This window comes from Flavobacterium mekongense (assembly GCF_047038255.1).
Lineage (GTDB): Bacteria > Bacteroidota > Bacteroidia > Flavobacteriales > Flavobacteriaceae > Flavobacterium > Flavobacterium mekongense.
Window position 1 is genome coordinate 1,129,371 of the sequence record NZ_CP174374.1, and the last position, 18,212, is coordinate 1,147,582.

Annotated in this window: 15 protein-coding genes and 1 tRNA gene; 6 read left to right on the forward strand and 10 right to left on the reverse strand. The window is 37.3% G+C overall.

The genetic code is table 11. The annotated features are described in order from the left end of the window. Positions 1–42 precede the first annotated feature (42 nt). Genes ACJG85_RS04745 through ACJG85_RS04770 form a run of 6 tightly spaced genes read right to left on the reverse strand, consistent with a single transcriptional unit; the run spans position 43 to position 5,315 of the window. On the reverse strand, positions 43–1,302 hold the full coding sequence (locus tag ACJG85_RS04745; RefSeq protein ID WP_412477046.1) for a hemolysin family protein: 1,260 nt from the start codon (positions 1,300–1,302) through the stop codon (positions 43–45). 3 nt (positions 1,303–1,305) lie between these two features. After that, positions 1,306–1,503, reverse strand: coding sequence for a hypothetical protein (locus tag ACJG85_RS04750; RefSeq protein WP_409678914.1), 198 nt, complete (start codon positions 1,501–1,503; stop codon positions 1,306–1,308). Between the two features lie 2 nt (positions 1,504–1,505). Beyond that, a complete protein-coding gene (lptC, locus tag ACJG85_RS04755; protein WP_409678917.1) occupies positions 1,506–2,054 on the reverse strand; it encodes an LPS export ABC transporter periplasmic protein LptC in 549 nt (182 codons plus the stop codon). After that, positions 2,054–3,328, reverse strand: a complete 1,275-nt coding sequence (locus ACJG85_RS04760) for a tetratricopeptide repeat protein (protein WP_412477047.1) — start codon at positions 3,326–3,328, stop codon at positions 2,054–2,056. Before ACJG85_RS04760 ends, lptC begins: the two co-directional genes overlap by 1 nt. Positions 3,329–3,339: 11 nt before the next feature. Next, on the reverse strand, positions 3,340–4,590 hold the full coding sequence (locus ACJG85_RS04765) for a hypothetical protein (RefSeq protein ID WP_412477048.1): 1,251 nt from the start codon (positions 4,588–4,590) through the stop codon (positions 3,340–3,342). Further along, positions 4,587–5,315 carry a type III pantothenate kinase gene (locus ACJG85_RS04770; protein ID WP_412477049.1) on the reverse strand — a complete coding sequence of 243 codons (729 nt, stop codon included), beginning with the start codon at positions 5,313–5,315 and terminating at the stop codon, positions 4,587–4,589. The genes ACJG85_RS04765 and ACJG85_RS04770 overlap by 4 nt, the downstream gene beginning before the upstream one ends. A gap of 100 nt (positions 5,316–5,415) precedes the next feature. Here ACJG85_RS04770 and ACJG85_RS04775 point away from each other — a divergent pair. The 6 genes from ACJG85_RS04775 to ACJG85_RS04800 all read left to right on the forward strand — a co-directional run bounded on the left by ACJG85_RS04775 (position 5,416) and on the right by ACJG85_RS04800 (position 13,322). Then, positions 5,416–5,488 (forward strand) — tRNA-Phe (locus ACJG85_RS04775). 153 nt (positions 5,489–5,641) lie between these two features. Then, a complete protein-coding gene (locus tag ACJG85_RS04780) occupies positions 5,642–7,810 on the forward strand; it encodes a S9 family peptidase (RefSeq protein ID WP_412477050.1) in 2,169 nt (722 codons plus the stop codon). Positions 7,811–7,837: 27 nt separating this feature from the next. After that, positions 7,838–9,556, forward strand: a complete 1,719-nt coding sequence (locus ACJG85_RS04785) for a peptide MFS transporter (protein WP_412477051.1) — start codon at positions 7,838–7,840, stop codon at positions 9,554–9,556. A gap of 81 nt (positions 9,557–9,637) precedes the next feature. After that, on the forward strand, positions 9,638–11,296 hold the full coding sequence (locus ACJG85_RS04790) for a peptide MFS transporter (RefSeq protein ID WP_412465025.1): 1,659 nt from the start codon (positions 9,638–9,640) through the stop codon (positions 11,294–11,296). 1 nt (position 11,297) lies between these two features. After that, entirely contained in the window at positions 11,298–12,800 is a 1,503-nt protein-coding gene (locus ACJG85_RS04795) for a peptide MFS transporter (protein WP_409678933.1), read from the forward strand. A 54-nt stretch (positions 12,801–12,854) separates the two neighbouring features. Then, positions 12,855–13,322 (forward strand): thioredoxin family protein, encoded by a 468-nt coding sequence (locus ACJG85_RS04800; RefSeq protein WP_409678936.1) that lies wholly within the window; start codon positions 12,855–12,857, stop codon positions 13,320–13,322. 12 nt (positions 13,323–13,334) lie between these two features. Here the strand turns inward: ACJG85_RS04800 and ACJG85_RS04805 are convergent, their stop codons facing one another. From ACJG85_RS04805 to surE, 4 genes are all read right to left on the reverse strand, one after another. Then, entirely contained in the window at positions 13,335–15,362 is a 2,028-nt protein-coding gene (locus tag ACJG85_RS04805; protein ID WP_412477052.1) for a ComEC/Rec2 family competence protein, read from the reverse strand. A gap of 43 nt (positions 15,363–15,405) precedes the next feature. Continuing rightward, complete coding sequence (locus ACJG85_RS04810) at positions 15,406–16,035, reverse strand: C40 family peptidase (protein ID WP_409678942.1); 630 nt, start codon at positions 16,033–16,035, stop codon at positions 15,406–15,408. A gap of 80 nt (positions 16,036–16,115) precedes the next feature. Continuing rightward, positions 16,116–17,228, reverse strand: a complete 1,113-nt coding sequence (gene lpxB, locus ACJG85_RS04815; protein ID WP_412477053.1) for a lipid-A-disaccharide synthase — start codon at positions 17,226–17,228, stop codon at positions 16,116–16,118. A gap of 29 nt (positions 17,229–17,257) precedes the next feature. Further along, positions 17,258–18,028 carry a 5'/3'-nucleotidase SurE gene (surE, locus tag ACJG85_RS04820; RefSeq protein WP_409678947.1) on the reverse strand — a complete coding sequence of 257 codons (771 nt, stop codon included), beginning with the start codon at positions 18,026–18,028 and terminating at the stop codon, positions 17,258–17,260. Positions 18,029–18,212 lie beyond the last annotated feature (184 nt).

The window sequence follows — 18,212 nt, forward strand, 5'->3', positions numbered from 1 at the left end:
CCAAGTTATAATTTCATCTATTTTTTATTTTTTTTACAGAAATCAATCCAATACTGTCAATTTTACCAATTCGATTTTCTTGTTTGTGGCTTCCTCGATGGTAAATTGGAAATTTTCAATGGTGATTTGTTCTCCTTTTTGTGGTATTTCTTTAGAGAAATCTACGATAAATCCACCCAGTGTGCCATATGAATCGCTTTCGGGGATATTCAATTTGTAAGTTTCGTTCAGATAGGCAACATCAAGTCTGGTAGAGAAAAGATAAGTATTTTGGTTAAATTGTTCTTCGGTTAATGCTTCATCGGAATCGTGCTCGTCTTCAATCTCTCCAAAAAGTTCTTCCACAATATCTTCTATAGTGATGATTCCTGAGGTTCCACCGTATTCGTCTAAAACAACGGCCACACTTTTTCGTTTTTTAGTGAGTAAGTTCATGACATCTTTGATAAAGATGGTTTCAGGCACAAACTCAACCGGAATCATTATTGATTTGATGGTTCTTGGTTTTTTGAATAGTTCGAAAGAATGAACATAGCCTACAATGTCGTCCAAAGTATTCAGATAAACCAGAATTTTAGAATAACCGGTTTCTATAAACAGCTGACGTAAATCGGCTACCGAACTGTACAAGTCTACCGCTACTAATTCGGTGCGAGGCGTCATAATGTCTCGGGTTTTCACGCCGGAAAATTCCAAGGCATTTTGAAAAATTTGAATTTCCGAATCAACTGTTTCAGGATCTTGAACTGCATTCATTTGTTCCGAGATGTAATTCCCCAATTCCACTTTGCTGAATGAGAGCGTAATTTGGTCGCCGTCTGTTTTGAAAAAGAGCCTAAGCAAGTGGTCGGAAATCCAAATGATAAAAGAGGAAATGTAGTAAAACAACCAATAGAAAAAATAAGCCGGAACGGCAAAAAACTTTAAAAAACTGTTGGCGTAAATTTGAAAGAAAACTTTCGGCAAGAATTCTGAGGTCATCAAAACAATCACTGTTGAGAGTAATGTTTGTAATAATAAATTGGACAAATCCGTAAGGTTCAGACCTAAGTTTTTAAACCAAATCATCAATAAATCGCCTGTAAAAAACCCGTAAACTACTAAGGCAATGTTATTGCCTATCAGCATGGCAGCTATAAATTTAGAAGGTTTTTCAGTGAGCTTGGTAAGGATTTTCGAAATGAAGTCGTCTTGCTTTTTCTCGATTTCCAGGTAAATTTTGTTGGCGGAAACAAAAGCGATTTCCATACCGGAAAAAAAGGCGGACAGGATCAAGCAGCTTATGATGATTCCGACCTCCATGGGCTATGGTTTTTTGTTGCGCTCAGCAAATTTTTTAGCGTAGTTTCTGCGGAAGAAAAACATAAAAATGCCTACAAAGGTAAAAACACCCATGATGATGGCTTTGTTGGTGTCTCCGGCTTGGTATTGGGTAAAAGCTTCAAAAGCAAATAAACCGGCCGCGATTAGGTAAGCGTATTGGGTAAATTTTAGATAGTTCATAGTTATTCTGATTGGACTTGTCCGGATATTTTTTGTGAGTTTACTTTTTTAAAGTCTTTGCTAAAGTCGATTCCTTCGCCATAAGAAACACCTTTTGGTGAAGTAAATTTAAACTTTTTTTCGGTAAAAAACCATTCGTTTTTTTGGTCGTAATACAATTGTTCGGTTTCTAAAAGTTCCCCGTTTTGGTTGGAAATTTTTACATCGCCTTGCAAGTCAATAATATTAGTGGTTTTGTGTGAAATGGCGTATTTGGCATCGATATAGGTTTGTTTGCCGTTTTTGTCAAACAAAGTCAGATGCATGCCGTTAGGGAATTCCGTAAAAGGATATTCAACGGTGGCGTAATCGAGCATTTTCGGACTGATTAAATTGGCGGTTATTCTGCCCGAGTCGGTATATTTTAAATTGATAGAATCTGCATCACCGCTGGGCGTAAATTCGGATACACCCATTTTTTGAACTTCCTTAAAATTACTCTCACAAGAGGCAATGCTAAGACATAAAAGGACCGCCCAAAACGGAATACTATTTTTGGATAAATAATTCATTATTTGGCGGGAAAGGTAATGGTTTCGTTAATCCAACAACCGATAGAGATGGGTTTACCCGACATTTTTTCACTCTTTACAATGGAAGTGGTTAAACCTTTTGCTTCTAATTCTGCGGTCATTTTGTCGACTGCAGCTTTTAGCATGGGTTCACTGGCAGCCGCTTTTCTTGCGGTTTGTGCCGCTAATGTGTAAACAGCTTTCTTCTCAAAATCTGTTTTACCGCAAGTGTTGGCGCTGTTAGCATAAAGTTGGGCCAAAAACAAATAAGCCCTTCCCATGCTTGGGTCAGCTTGCAAGGCTTTGTTTAAAGCTTCTTTTGATTTCGGCATATCATTGGCCAACAAACCTGTGCCTAATGCATAGTAAATTTCGGCTTTTTTTACGCTATTGGTTTCCAATTCGGCGGCTTGGTTATAATACTGTATTGATTCTTTAAATTTCTTTTGGTTTAATGTGGCTATGGCCATAAAATAGGCTGATTGAGAAGAAACCTGTAGCGAGAATAATTGTTCCGCCATTTTGGAAAACACCGGTTTAGCACCGCATTTAGCGGACATGTTGGTTAAAGCAACACTCAGCCAGGCCACATTGTTGTTGTTAGCGCTAAAATTTTTATTAAAGTAAGCTTCAAGGTTGTCACAAGTAGCCAAGTCTTTGGTCATGGCGTCTATGCCGCGTTGCGCTGTCTTGTAATCAGTATTGTTGCCCGTAGTTGAAAGTTGTAGATTTTTCAGTAAAGCACTTACCAAAGCGTATCGGTCTAATGTTGCATCAGCAGTGTATTTGGTGTCACCTGCCTTGAATTTTTCATAGCACAAACGGAAGTAAGTAAAAATGGTGTTAGCATCTTTAACTTCGGTAGAAGCATTAGAAAATCCACTCTCCAAAAGGGCTAAAATTTCGGTTTCAGCTTCTATGTGGTTGTTGTAAAGCGCCATGGCTTTCTTTGCTTCGTAATCAGGAACTGCTTTTGGAAAGTATTTGTAAAATTGATCGTAAAGGCTCAAAACGCTTCTGACTAATTTTTCTTTATCTTCGGCATTGGCAGCGTTGTCAATTTTGTATTGTAAAATTTCCAAACCATCACTGTAAATGGTTTCACTTTCTTTGGGACACTTTTTGCTGACTTCAGACCAAATTTCAAAAGAACCGTTGAAGTCTTTGGTTTTTAAAAACTCTTGGTATTCTTTCGTTTTTGAAGCACAATCATACTTTTGCGAATGGCCAGAGGTAAAAGCCAATAAGGTTAGGGTGAAGAGTAGTGCTTTCATAACATTGATTTTTAGTCAAATTTACGTTTTACAAACCATTTGTCACTCAAGGCGAGTCCTATACTTATGTTAAAATAATTTTCTTCGACTAAGTTGTAATACTTTGTGCCTCTTTTACCGTACTCAAAATTAATGTTAATTTTAGAAAAAGTACCGCTTAAAGGAAGTCCGAAACCAATATTCATGGCGGCATCGGTGATTGATTTGTCTTGTAAAACCAAACCGGTGTTTTCATATCTCAAGCCTGCTCTGTAAACAATTCTTTTGAAATAGCCTGAATAGGAATTGTAGTTAGGTATAAAATAACCTCCCATGGCATAACGTGTAGAGTTTTCAAAAACAGCATCGTCAATATCGGTGAAACGGTTACTCATTACGCTGTTATTGATTAATGTGATTTCGCCGCCCAACATCCATTTTTTCAATTCGCCAACACCGGTTCCAAACGACCATTTGGACGGGATCTTGATTTCGGTGTTTGCCACAGCAACTTCTTCAGTTTGGACAGTACTTGTGGCTCCGGTACTCAAAAATTGAATCAAATCAATGCTCCTGGAGTTGTCCAATTTGAGCTTGGATTCAGGACTGTAAGATATACTACTGAAGAGAGATAGTTTTTCATTTAACTTAGCTTGATAGGTCAATCCTAAATCCAAATTAAATCCTTGCAAATCTGAATAATTATTTTCACGAGTACCGTATTGAACACTTGCTAAGTATCTCAAATTTGTTGTTTCGATGGTTCCGAAATTGTATTGAAAGTTTGCTCCAAAGTTGATTTGTTTGGTTAGTTTGTAGCCAAAGCCGGCAAAAACTTTATTCACACCACCAACGCCACTGTATCTGGAAAATGTCGGGTTATCGCCTTCGGTTATACTCTGAATTTTGTAGCCAACAGATGAATACGGAATGAGTCCGAATCCTATACCGAGTTTTCCAACAGGAATGCCGATAGCCAAATAATCCAATGAGGTTCTTCTGGCTTTGCCGTCTGATGTTTCCGATTGGAATTTAGTGTTTGCATATGTGCCGCCAACCGCAAAAGAAGTCAGTTTTAAACTTGCCAAATGTGCCGGGTTTTGAATATTTAAGTGAATACTGTCCGGAAAAACGGTTAAGCTCCCCATTGAACGAGTATCTACAGCGCCTTTGAATTTAATATCGCCTATGCCGTAAAATGAATAAGGTGAAGAGGTTCCTTCTTGAGCTAAAGATGTCAATGAAAAAAGCAAGCTGAGGCTTACTACAATTTTTTTAATCATTTTTGATTGTATTGAAATGTTTGGTTCAAACTTTCCAAGAGAAAATTTGAATTGGCAAATATGGTATTTTTTAATTGTTTAGCCAAAAAATCTGCATCACCACCAGTTAAAATTATGATAAATTTAGCGTATTGAGATTGATAGGCCTCTATAAAACCATCAATTTCATGGAGAATGCCGTTCACTACACCTGAATGTATGGATTCATTTGTTGAATTCCCTATGGTGTTTTCCGGATGTTTTTTAGTTAGTAAAGGCAATTTAGCCGTGTATTGATGAAGCGATTCATATCGCAATCTGATTCCGGGCGAAATGGCACCTCCCAGATATTGGTTTTGGTCGTTAATAAAGTCGTATGTAATACAAGTCCCGGCATCGATTACCAATCTGTTTTGATCAGGATATTGTAATGTTGCACCCGAAGCCAAGATCATTCGGTCTAAACCCAGAGTTTTCGGAGTGCTGTATAAATTTTGAAACGGGAACTTGTCTTGTCTTGAAACTTCATAAACTTTCACCTTATTTTTGAAGGAGTTAAAAATCTTTCCATCCAATTTGCCTACAGAAGAAACTACCAAAACCTCAATTTTTGGATGTTGGCATAAAATAAAATTTATTTTTTCAGGCACGTCTTCGTACTCTAAGTAGAACAACTCTAAAAGAGTATCGTGTTCAAAGACAGCACTTTTAATTAAGGTGTTTCCAACATCAACGGCTAAAAGCATGGCGGTGTATTTTATCAGGCTAAGGTAAGAATAGTTTTTTTTTATTATTTGTTTTGGATAAATTAAAAATCGTTCTATATTTGCACCCGCAACAACGAAAGGTACCTTAGCTCAGTTGGTAGAGCAATGGACTGAAAATCCATGTGTCCCTGGTTCGATTCCTGGAGGTACCACTTTCAAAACCCTGATAAGAAATTATCAGGGTTTTTTGTTTTTCTGTCAGTTAGTTGTTGCAAAATCCTTTCTGAATTGCATTTAACATAAAAATAAGAGGTCAATTGTAAAATTTTCACTAAAATTGACGTCTTTAACCATTCATCATTACAATGAAATCGAAATCAATACTCGTTCTTTTGCTGTTATCCGCTTGGGTTACAGTGGCACAACAAAAAATTAGCGTAGAAGAAATTTACGGTGGCGCCTTCAGAGCCGAAAACATGGAGGAACTTTTCGCCATGAAAAACACCAACCAATATGCGGTTTTAAACTTTGACAGAAGTAGTCGCAGTATGCAAATTGATTTACACGATTTTGCAACACTTCAAAAAGTGGCAACGATTATCGATACCAAAAAGTTCCCTGAATTGGCCAACGGTATCGATAGTTTTGTTTTTAGTGCCGACGAAAAGCAGTTGCTTTTGGCCAATAATACCAATCCAATTTTCCGTCACTCGTTCACTGCGGATTATTTTTTGTATAACCTAAGTACTCAAAAATTAACTAAGGTATTAGAGCAAGTTCAGGAACCAACCTTTTCGCCTGACGGAACTAAAATCGGTTTTGCCAAAGCGAACAACTTATACATTTTTGACATCGCCTCAGGAAAAACCACGCAAGTGACTACCGACGGCAAGAAAAACAGCATCATTAATGGGATTACCGATTGGGTTTACGAAGAAGAGTTTGCCTTTGTAAGAGCTTATGATTGGAGTGCCGACAGCAAAAAGTTAGCTTACATCCGTTTTGATGAAACCGAAGTGCCTGAGTTTTCGATGAATATTTTCAAAAAAGACTTGTATCCAACGGTAGAAACTTTCAAGTATCCTAAAGCCGGAGAGAAAAACGCTTTGGTTTCTTTGCATATTTACGATGTGGCTGCCAATACCACTAAAACCACTAATTTAGGTAATTACAAAGACTTTTACATTGCTAGAATGAAATGGACCAACGACGCCAATGTGCTTTCTGCGCAAGTGTTAAACCGTCATCAAGACCATTTGGATTTGTTGTTTGTCGATGGCAGTACAGCTACTGCTAAAGTGGTTTTGAACGAGAAAGACAAAGCTTATGTTGATGTAACCGATAACTTGACTTTTTTGAAAGACAATAGTTTTATTTGGACTTCCGAAAAAGACGGTTACAACCATATTTATTTGTATGACAAAACCGGGAAACTGAAAAATCAAATTACCAAAGGACCGTGGGAAGTTACCGCTTACTATGGTTTTGACGAAAAAACAAAAACCGTATTCTATCAATCGGTGGAAAACGGTTCTATTGTTCGTGATGTGTACAGAATCGGATTAGACGGCAAAAACAAAGTGAAGTTGTCCAGTCAAGTCGGAACCAATAATGCTACTTTTAGTCCGAATTTCCAATATTTTATCAATTCGTATTCCAGCGTTAGCCAACCTACCATTCACACTTTGAACAACGCTAAAGACGGAAAAGTAATTCAAACTATTATCGACAATAAAGCTTTGGCTGAAAAAGTTAAGAAATACGATTTACCTACTAAGGAGTTCTTTGAGTTAACCACTGAAAAGGGACACAAACTAAATGCTTGGATGATCAAGCCAAAAGACTTTGATGCGTCTAAAAAGTATCCGGTTTTCATGTTCCAATATTCAGGACCGGGTTCGCAACAAGTGGCCAATCAATGGTTGAATGCCAACGATTACTGGTTCATGATGTTGTCGCAACAAGGATATATCGTGGCTTGTGTGGACGGAAGAGGAACCGGATTTAAAGGTGCCGAGTTTAAAAAATGCACTCAAAAAGAGTTAGGAAAATACGAAGTGGAAGATCAAATCGATGCTGCTAAAGTCATGGGGAATTATACTTATGTTGATAAAACCAGAATCGGTATCTTTGGCTGGTCTTACGGCGGATTTATGAGTAGTAATTGTTTGTTCAAAGGCGCTGATATATTCAAAATGGCTATTGCTGTAGCTCCGGTAACAAATTGGCGTTTTTACGATAGTATTTACACCGAAAGATACATGCAAACGCCTCAAGAAAATGCCAGTGGATACGATGATAATTCGCCTATCAATCATGTGAATAAATTGAAAGGCAAATTCCTTTTGATCCACGGAACTGCCGATGACAACGTACATGTGCAAAACACCATGCAAATGGTGGAAGCTTTGGTGCAAGCCAATAAGCAATTCGATTGGGCGATTTATCCGGATAAAAACCACGGAATTTACGGTGGCAAAACCCGAATCCAATTGTACAACAAAATGACTAATTTTATCAAAGAAAATTTATAATCAACCTAATAAACTAAAACCAATTTTATGAGTGAAACTACAGTAAAAACAGGACATCCAAAAGGGCTTTGGGTGCTATTCGGGACCGAGATGTGGGAACGATTCAACTTCTACGGAATGCGAGCGATTCTGACCTTATTCATGGTGAATTCATTATTGATTAAAGAGGCAGATGCAGCCATTATTTACGGTGGATTTTTAGCACTTTGTTATTTAACACCACTTTTGGGAGGATTCATATCAGACAAATACATAGGCAACCGATACAGCATTATGTTGGGTGGAACTTTAATGGCCATTGGGCAGTTTTTGTTGTTTATCAGTGCTTCAACCTTTGATTCCAGTATAGGTAGTGCTAAATTGTTTATGTGGATAGCCTTGTTTATTATCATCTTTGGAAATGGTTTTTTTAAACCAAATATTTCTTCAATGGTGGGTAGTTTATATCCCAAACAAGAAAAAAACAAATTGGATTCGGCATTTACCATTTTCTATATGGGGATTAATATCGGAGCCTTCTTGGGTCAGTTTATCTGTCCATGGGTTGGAGATGTTAAAGATGCCGATACCGGAGTTCGCGATATTTTTGCTTTTAAATGGGGTTTCTTGGCCGCTTCCATAGCCATGATAATCGGAACGGTGACTTTCTTTTTGTTGAAAAACAAATATGTAGTTACTCCGGAAGGCAGACCAATCGGAGGATTGCCTAAAAATAATGCCGCTGATGATTATGAAGAAGGAGAAACACAAACAGCGCAATTCAGTGGTAAAGCAATAGGAATTGCTTTTGTATTATTCGCTGCATTGTTTTTTGTTTTCAGATATATCTTGGTGGGAGAGTTTGGCTTTTCTTCGGTAGAAATGGGTCAATTGATTAAAGGGATTATTTATCCGTTTATCTATTCTGCCGGTATTGCTTTAGCTTACTTAATTATGAGTTCGGCTGAGACTAAAGTGGAAAGACAAAGAATTTGGGTAATCTATATTGTTTCTTTCTTTATCATTTTCTTCTGGGCAGCTTTTGAACAAGCAGGTTCTTCCTTAACGTTTATTGCCGACAACCAAACCGACAGAAATATTTTCGGTTGGAATATGCCGCCTTCTATGGTGCAAATTTTCAACGGAATCTTTGTAGTAATGATGGCTTTGCCTTTTAGTTTGTTGTGGGATAAATTGAGAGCCAAAGGTAAAGAACCGGTTTCCCCTTTAAAACAAGCCATAGGTTTGGCTTTGATAGCTTTGAGTTATTTCATTATCGCTCATAATGTAAAAGATTTAGGAAACTCTGGTTTATTGGCCATAAAATGGTTGATGTTGTTGTATTTTATCCAGACTTTAGGTGAGCTTTGTTTGTCGCCGATAGGATTGTCATTGGTGGGTAAATTAGCGCCTAAAAGATTTGCTTCTTTGTTGTATGGTGTGTTCTTTATTTCTAATGCAGCCGGTTATGCTTTAGCGGGTTCTTTGGGAGCTATTATTCCTGCAACCGGAGATAAATTTGCAAAAGCAGAAAAATTAGGAATCAACTTGCAAGACGTTTTGGACAAAAAAATTACTTTAACTCCTGAGCAAGTAGCTTTATTTGAAAAAGAACAATTGCCTTTAGAAAATACTTCTTTTGCCGGATTTGAAATCCACAACTTGTATGAATTTTTTATGGTTTTTGTCGTGCTTTGTGGTATTGCGGCTATCATTTTAGCTTTGTTGTCACCAAGATTGAAGAAAATGATGAACGGGATTACCTAGTCATCACATATTAAAATATTTTTATATCTTTCAAACCTACAAGTAACCCTTGTAGGTTTGTTTTTTTAAATCAAAAAAATTATGTGGAAAAGTCATCCTAAAGCACTGCCTTATTTGTTTTTATCCGAAATGTGGGAGCGATTCGGGTACTATTTAATGATTGGTATTTTTACCTTATATCTTAAAGATGTCGAAGCCGGATTTGCCATGACCGAGAAAGAAGCCTCCGATTTGTACGGGACTTTTATTGCTTTGGTGTTCTTAACACCCTTTATTGGGGGGTTAATTGCCGACCGTTATTTTGGGTATAAAAAATCCATAGTCATCGGCGGATTAATGATGGGTGTCGGTTACATGATGATGGGCATACACGATATTAAAATGTTGTACTTAGCCATGACTCTGGTTATTTTAGGGAACGGTTTCTTTAAGCCAAATATTTCCACTTTATTGGGGAATTTCTATAATGACGAAGAGTACAAAGACAAGAAAGACGAGGGCTATAATATTTTTTATATGGGTATCAACGTTGGGGCCTTTATTTGTAACTTTTTTGGTGCTGCCTTTAAAATTCTATTTGGTTGGAAATATGCCTTTATGGCGGCCGGAGTTGGGATGTTTATCGGAGTGGTGGTTTTTTTAATGGGAACCAAGCATTATGGTGATAAAACCGAGAAGAAAGGGGTGCAGCCGGGCGATATGCCATTTTATAAAATTGTTTTATTCATTTTATTGCCTTCAGTGATTTTTGGGGTCATTGGATGGTTGATTAAAGGTGTGCAATCAGAGGCCAATCCGGATTGTGCGATCTTCGGTTCCGATAGTACTGACGCCTTTATTTTTGCTTGCCTTCCGGTAATTTTCTTTTACGGAAGCTTGTATTTTAAAGCCAAAACAGAAGACAAAAGACCAATTGGAGCCCTATTGGCCATATTTGGAGTAGTGATTTTATTTTGGGCTGTTTTCAAACTCAATGGCTCTGCATTGAATAACTGGGGCGATAAGTATACCGACAGAGAATTAACAGGCACCGCTCAGCAAATAGGGTCTAAACTAGTCTTAGTAGATACGCTGACTTACAAAAAAGATTCTGTTGCCTTATACGATGAAGCTTTTCGCATTCAGAAAAAAGACGGTGAAGTGGTCAAAACCGTTGATTATCCTTTGTATTTCAGAAATGTACATCAAGATAAATTGCCACAAGAAGACAGTAAAGTTTATACTTGGTCGGCCAATTTAAGTCAGTCTATTAACCCTGGTTGGGTGATTATTTTAACACCTTTGGTGGTGGCCTTTTTTACTTATTTAAGAAGCAGAAAAAAAGAACCGAGCACCCCAACAAAAATTGCCTTTGGATTGTTGATTTCCGCTTTGTCAGTTTTGGTAATGGTAGCAGCGGTTCAAATAGGAAATAACGGTGCTGAAAAAGTTTCCGTTTGGTGGTTGGTAGCCAATTATGGTGTGATTACTATCGGAGAATTATTCTTAAGTCCGATGGGATTGTCCGTGGTATCCAAGCTTTCTCCTAAAAACATCACTTCTTTAATGATGGGAGGTTGGTTTTTATCAACTTCCATCGGGAATAAAATGTCGGGTGTTTTGGCCAGTTTATGGGATACTTACGACAACAAAGCCAATTTCTTTTGGGTAAACTTTATCTTGCTGATGTTTGCCACCTTATTGATGTTTGCTTTGCTGAAACAATTGAATAAAGTAATGAAAGAAAAAGGAATAAATTAAGATGACAACAATAGCAGAAATTCAAAATTTTAAAGGAAAATACCCAAAACAACTTTGGTACTTGTTTTTTAGTGAAATGTGGGAGCGTTTTTGTTTCTACGGTATGCGTGGGATGTTGGTTGTTTTTATGGTACAGCATCTGGCCATGAATGAAAAGGTGGCCAATTTGCAGTATGGCGCAACGCAAGCTTGGGTTTATGCATTTACTTTTATCGGAGGACTTTTTGCTGATAAAATTTTAGGTTTGAGAAAATCGCTGTTTTGGGGTGGTATTTTAATGATAATTGGGAGTATCATATTAGCGGTAGATCCTAAAAACTTCTTTTTTATCGGGTTAGGGTTTACTATAGTAGGTACCGGTTTTTTCAAGCCTAATATTTCTTCAATGGTGGGACAGTTATACAAAGATGGTGATCCCAGAAGAGATGCAGGGTTTTCATTCTTTTATATGGGTGTAAATCTTGGTGCTTTAATTGGTGGCTATTTATGTATTGCAGTTGCTGAAGGGTCTCTTTGGAAGTCTCTGGTTCCTGAGGCCTTGCGTTGGAATGTAGGATTCGGATTTGCAGCTGTTGTGATGATTATCAGTTTGTTGACATTTACACAAACGCAAAAGAGTCTTGGAAACATTGGGTTATCTCCATTAACAACTTTGGAAGACTCTAAAAGAAAGTTGTATGAAATATTAACTTTTGTTGGCTCATTAGCAATAGTTCCGGTTATTATCATTATGGTGGCGAATACCGTTTATACGGATTACTTCATGATGTTCATTGGTCCGGCTTCTATTTTGTACTTGTTTTATGAAATGAAAAATTTCTCTTTGGTTGAAAATAAAAAGTTATTAGCGGCTTTAGTCTTTATTATTTTCTCTATCTTCTTTTGGGCATTTTTTGAACAAAGCGGAGGCTCTTTAAGTTTGTATGCTGCCAATAATTTAAACAACAAGATTTTGGGATTAGAGTTAAGTCCTAATGGTGTAAATAACTCTGCTAATTCTTTTTTTGTTATAGGGTTTGCGGCATTGGTTGGTTTGGTGTGGTTGTGGATGGCTAAAAGGAAAATAGAGCCTAATACTGTTATAAAATTTGGATTGGCATTCCTTTTTTTAGCGGCAGGGTTTTGGATATTCTACTACACGAAATTTTTTGCTGATGCGGGTGGAAGAACGTCTTTGGGTATTTTTACTTTCGGTTGGTTTATCATCACTTTTGGAGAGCTTTGTTTGTCTCCTATCGGAATGAGTGCCATGACCAAATTGTCGCCTCAAAAGACGCAAGCTGTAATTATGGGGATGTGGTTTTTGGCGAGTGCTTACGGTCAATATTTTGCCGGATTACTTGGAGCTAATATTGCAGAAGCTTCAGAAAACGCCTCTAATTTGGAAAAATTAAATACTTATGCCGATGGTTATCTTCAGTTAGCAATTTATGCTTTAGTTGCAGGAATTGTTCTAATTGTGATTTCACCCTTGGTTAAAAAATTGATGCAGGATGTAAAGTAGCCGACAATACTTGGTATTGTTTTTGTTTATATTTGTAATTAAAAATAGTAAAAAATGAAAAAACTTATCCTTACGTTATTCTTGATTTTAGGATCATTAACGATAAATGCTCAAGAATTAACTTGGCAAACCGACATGAATAAAGCGGTAGAGATTTCTAAAAAAACTAAAAAGCCTTTATTATTATTTTTCACCGGAAGTGACTGGTGTGGTTGGTGTATCCGTTTACAGAAAGAGGTGTTAAAAACACCTGAATTTGCCAAATGGGCCAAAGACAATGTGGTTTTGGTGGAATTGGACTTTCCAAGAAGAGCACAACAAAGTGCGGAATTGGTTAAGCAAAACATGGAATTGCAACAAGCTTTAGGAGTACGTGGTTATCCTACCGTTTGGTTTGTTAACGCTACCAAGAAAGACGGAAAAATTAACTTAGAGCAAATAGGAAGTACGGGATATGTAGCCGGGGGACCAAGTGTTTGGTTAGATGGGGCCAATAAAATTATAGCAAATAAAAAGTCGTAATACGATGCCGAATTAAATCTTATAAAATCCCTTTTCATTGGTGTAATGAAAAGGGATTTTTGCTTTATGGCAGGTAGTGCGCCACAACCTAATGTAACTTTTATAGTTAGAACCATCGGCCACAATTTGTTTTGGTTTACAGGTTGAAAGGTATCTTTCCAAATTTAATTTAGGCGAATTTATCATGACAACAATATCGGGATGTATTTTTGGAGGAGCAATGGCGTTGCTATCAATTAAGAGGATTTTTTTGGACTTAAAGTAGTACAGGTTTTTTAAGTTTTGTCTTTGTGTCAGCTTTGCGAAATTGGCTGTTAAATACGATTGTAGTGTTGGGTTGTTGGCAATGTTGTTTTGGATGCTGTCATTGCCGTAAACCGTTACATTGTTGTTTTTTCTCTCGCTAATCATAGAGGTTTTCTTGAGATGATATACAATCAATTCCTGAGCATTTTCGGTCTTGAATTTATTGTGTATTGCAACAACTTGCAATATGACTACGCTAATCATGGCAGCTACTGTTCTGAGGTATATTGGTTTGTAAAGCCAAAGCACAAAACAACTTATTAGTATATAGGCTATCCAAAGCATTTCTGTAGTAAAGCCAATATTTTTAAAAACAAAAGCATCCATGTTGGCTACCCATTCAATGCATTTGTTTTGCCAATTTATCATCATTTCCAATGGAATAATGATGAACTGAGGTACTGCACCAAAACAAGCAACAATTACGGCCAATAAACCGACCACCATAACAATACTCAGCACCGGGAGCACTATAATATTGGTTATAAAAAATAAGCCCGGAAATTGATGGAAATAATAAATACTCAACGGTAAAGTACCCAACTGAGCCGCAAAGGAAACGGTTAGTATGTCCCAAAAGTATCCGATTATTTTGTTCTTGGGATGCCAAAAATCGGTTAATAATGGTTGTAACCATAGAATGAAAAATAAGGCCAGATAGCTTAACTGAAATCCTACGTCAAATAAAAAGGAAGGTTTCCAAAGTAAAATCAACATGATAGAAACCAAAAGGGAGTGATATATATTGACATTTCGACGCCAATGTTGGCCAATCGCTACAAATGAAAACATTGTTACCGAACGTACAACAGAGGGCGATAATCCGGCTAAAATACCGTAACTCCACAGCGCCAAAATAATCAGTAGTAGTTTCAAATACCCATTGCTTCGGGTATTGGGAATAGGTTTTAAGATGAACCCTATAAAAATCATTATGAATCCCACATGTAACCCAGAAACCGATAGGATGTGTACAGCACCGGCGAGCTGGTAATCTTTTAAAGTTTCCGGATCAATGTCTTGTTGTTGCCCTAACAGCAAAGCTGTCATCACAGCTAATTCTTTAGAATTGAAATCGGAACGCCTTAAGTTATCAATAATAGCTGTCCTGAAATTGGAGAATTTCGACCATAGCGATCTATCATTTTCAAGTATTTTCAAGGTAGACCAAGATCCGTAGATTTGAGCATAAATCTGTTGGTTTTCCAAATACTTACAGTAGTCAAATTGATTTGGATTGAAAGGTTGTTTGTTTTTGTAAAGATGGCCACTTACAATCAAATGACTTCCAATGGGCAAGACCTTGTTTTCAATGGGATGTTTCAGGTTGAGTATGATCTTGCCTTTACTTTTGCGGTTGTTAATCTGTTCTAAAACGGCAATATACCTCTCGTTTTTTGTTGTGTTTTTTAATTTTTCTTTAATGTTCAGTTTAAAGATATATGCTGCTTGATCTTCGGTTTGTTTGAGATAATGTTTAGCATTGTTTGTGTCCTGATGTAAGGCAGCTGTCGATAACCCGATAGTAATAGCGCTCAAACATACTGCCCAACCAAAACCATTGATTGCTCTGAATCTTTTTGGAAAGCCATGAAAAAACACCAATAGTCCTAAGCCAATTAAAAGCGTTGTAGCAATAGCTAAAGCATTAGGTTGTAAGCCTTTTTGATACAAAAGCAATCCCAAAACAAAAAATGCACAAATACGGTTTAACGGAAATTGTAAGATTTTCATGTAACTAAATTACATAATAAATCTTTTTATTACAATAAAAATACTACAAAATTCTATTTATTTGTACGAATGTTCTGTTGTAATAAGGTTCTTTAGTGGATGAAATAATCACGCCGCTTTGGGTAGAGGAGTGTATAAACTTAACTTCTTCCTCGGTTACTTCTACTACCATACCAACATGATTGATGCGCCTTTGTCCGCGGTTGATAAAGAAAATCAAATCGCCTTTTTGAGCATTTTTCAAATCAATCTTGGTGCCGACAGTGGCCATTTCGTGTGAAGAACGAGGTAACGTAATGTCGAATTTTTTAAAGGTAGAATAAATCAACCCCGAACAATCAAATCCGTCTTTAGTAGTGCCGCCGCCACGATAACCGACACCTAAATTTTCAGAAGCACTATTGATTAACTGACGAACCAAATAACTGGTGTTTTCATTGTCTATAAGTATGTCTGACTCATTTGGAGTATCAACAATGACTTTTTTTGAGGTTTTAGTTTCCGCTACAACAGGTTTTGAAGCTACTGCGGGATTAGTGTTTTTCTTTTTCTTTTCTACACTTTTTGTTTCTGTAGTAGCAACGGGTTTAGGTTCCGTATACAAACCTTTTTTTACAGCAACTTCTTTGGAAGTTACTATAGTAGCCGCCGGTTTACATGCGAAAAACAGCAAGGAAAGAAGAAATATGTAACCTGTTTTTTTGATAACTGTAACTTTTTGGCAAAGTTAAAAATTCGATTTCGGAATCAAAACTACTTTAAATCATTTATAATAAATTTAGCAGTTTTAGCACTGGCGCCTAAACCGCCAAGTTTGTTTTCTAGTTCGTCGTATTTTGCTAAAAGTGTCTTTTTATGGTTGTCATCTAAAATTTTCTGCAATTCATTTTTTAGGTTTGCAGTGTTAAATTGGTCCTGAATTAATTCGGTTACCACTGCTTCATCCATAATCAAATTCACTAACGAAATGTACTTTAATGTGATAATTCGCTTGGCAATTTGGTATGAAATCCAACTGCCTTTATAACACACTACTTCTGGAACTTTGAATAATGCGGTTTCCAATGTTGCTGTTCCTGAAGTCACTAAAGCTGCTTTGGCAATACTCAACAAATCATAAGTTTTATTCGAGATGAATTTCACATTCTGATGCAATAAAAATGTCTCATAAAAGGCGTATTCCTGACTCGGCGCTCCGGCAATTACAAATTGGTAAGCCGGAAAATCGTCAACTACACTCAGCATCACACTAAGCATTTTGGCAATTTCTTGTTTGCGACTGCCCGGGAGTAAAGCAATAATTGGTCTGTCGTCCAGTTGGTTTTCTTCCCGGAAAACAGTCTCGTCGGTTGGCTTTCTGCTGTGAATGGCATCGATTAACGGATGACCTACAAAATCTACCGGAAAATGATGTTTCTTTTCAAAAAAATCTTTTTCAAACGGCAGAATTACATAAAGCTTGTCGAAATCTCTTTTAACGGCTTTGATTCGGTTTTCTTTCCACGCCCAAATTTGCGGCGCAATGTAGTAATGGGTTTTGATGCCTTTTTGTTTCGCCCATTTGGCAATGCGCATATTAAAACCGGGATAGTCTATAAAAATAATCACATCGGGTTGGAACTTCTCGATGTCACTTTTGCAAAATTTGATATTGTTAAGGATGGTTTTCAAGTTCATCACCACTTCGGCAAATCCCATAAAAGCCAAATCGCGGTAGTGTTTGACCAAAGTACCGCCTACGTTTTGCATTAAATCGCCTCCCCAAAAACGAATATCGGCCGTTGCATCTTCCTGATACAATGCTTTCATTAAATTGGAACCGTGTAAGTCACCCGAAGCTTCGCCGGCTATGATATAATATTTCATACGTTTTTGTAATAGAGTTTCACTTAATGCTACAAATCCCAAGTATTCAACTGTTGTATGGCGTGGTGTGCGGTCAAATCAAACTGTACCGGAACAACTGATATATAACCATGTGCCAAAGCCCATTCATCGGTATCTTCCCCTTTGTCCTGATTGACAAATTCTCCCGTTAACCAATAATAGTCTTTGCCGTAAGGTGTTTGTCGTTTGTCAAATTTCTCCATCCAAATGGCTTTCGCTTGACGGCAAATTTTAATGCCTTTGATGTCTTCGTATTGTAACTTCGGAAAATTAACATTCAAAACCGTGCCTTCCGGTAATTTTTTAAACAAAACTTCTAAAGCTATTTTTTTGATAAAAGGTTTGATGGTTTCAAAATCGGCATTCCAACTGTAATCTAATAACGAAAAGCCAATAGCAGGAATGCCTTCAATTCCGGCTTCTACCGCGGCACTCATCGTTCCGGAATAAATCACATTAATTGACGAGTTCGATCCGTGATTCACGCCTGACACACACAAATCAGGTTTCTTTTTTAGGATTTCATTCACCGCCAATTTGACACAATCTACCGGAGTGCCGGAACAAGCATATTCTGTAACAAGGGCATTTTCAGCGGAAACTTTATTCAAATATAAGGTATTGTTAATGGTGATGGCGTGACCCATAGCGCTTTGCGGACTGTCGGGTGCCACTACAACTACGTCGCCAATTTCGGCCATTACCGCTATCAAAGCCCTGATTCCGGGAGCATTAATCCCGTCGTCATTGGTTACTAAAATGGTGGGTTTCTGAATCATCTTTTGGTGTTTATTGTAACAAATTTGTGTGGTTGGGCGTCAAACAACCTAAGGCAAAATTAACCATTTTAAGGCTTTAGAACGCTACATTTTTTTATAACTTTGAACCAATCGACTAAGTTTTAAGAAGGAAAAGTGTTTTTTAACAAAAAATTAGTCCGGACCGAAACTCTTGGCATGGTTT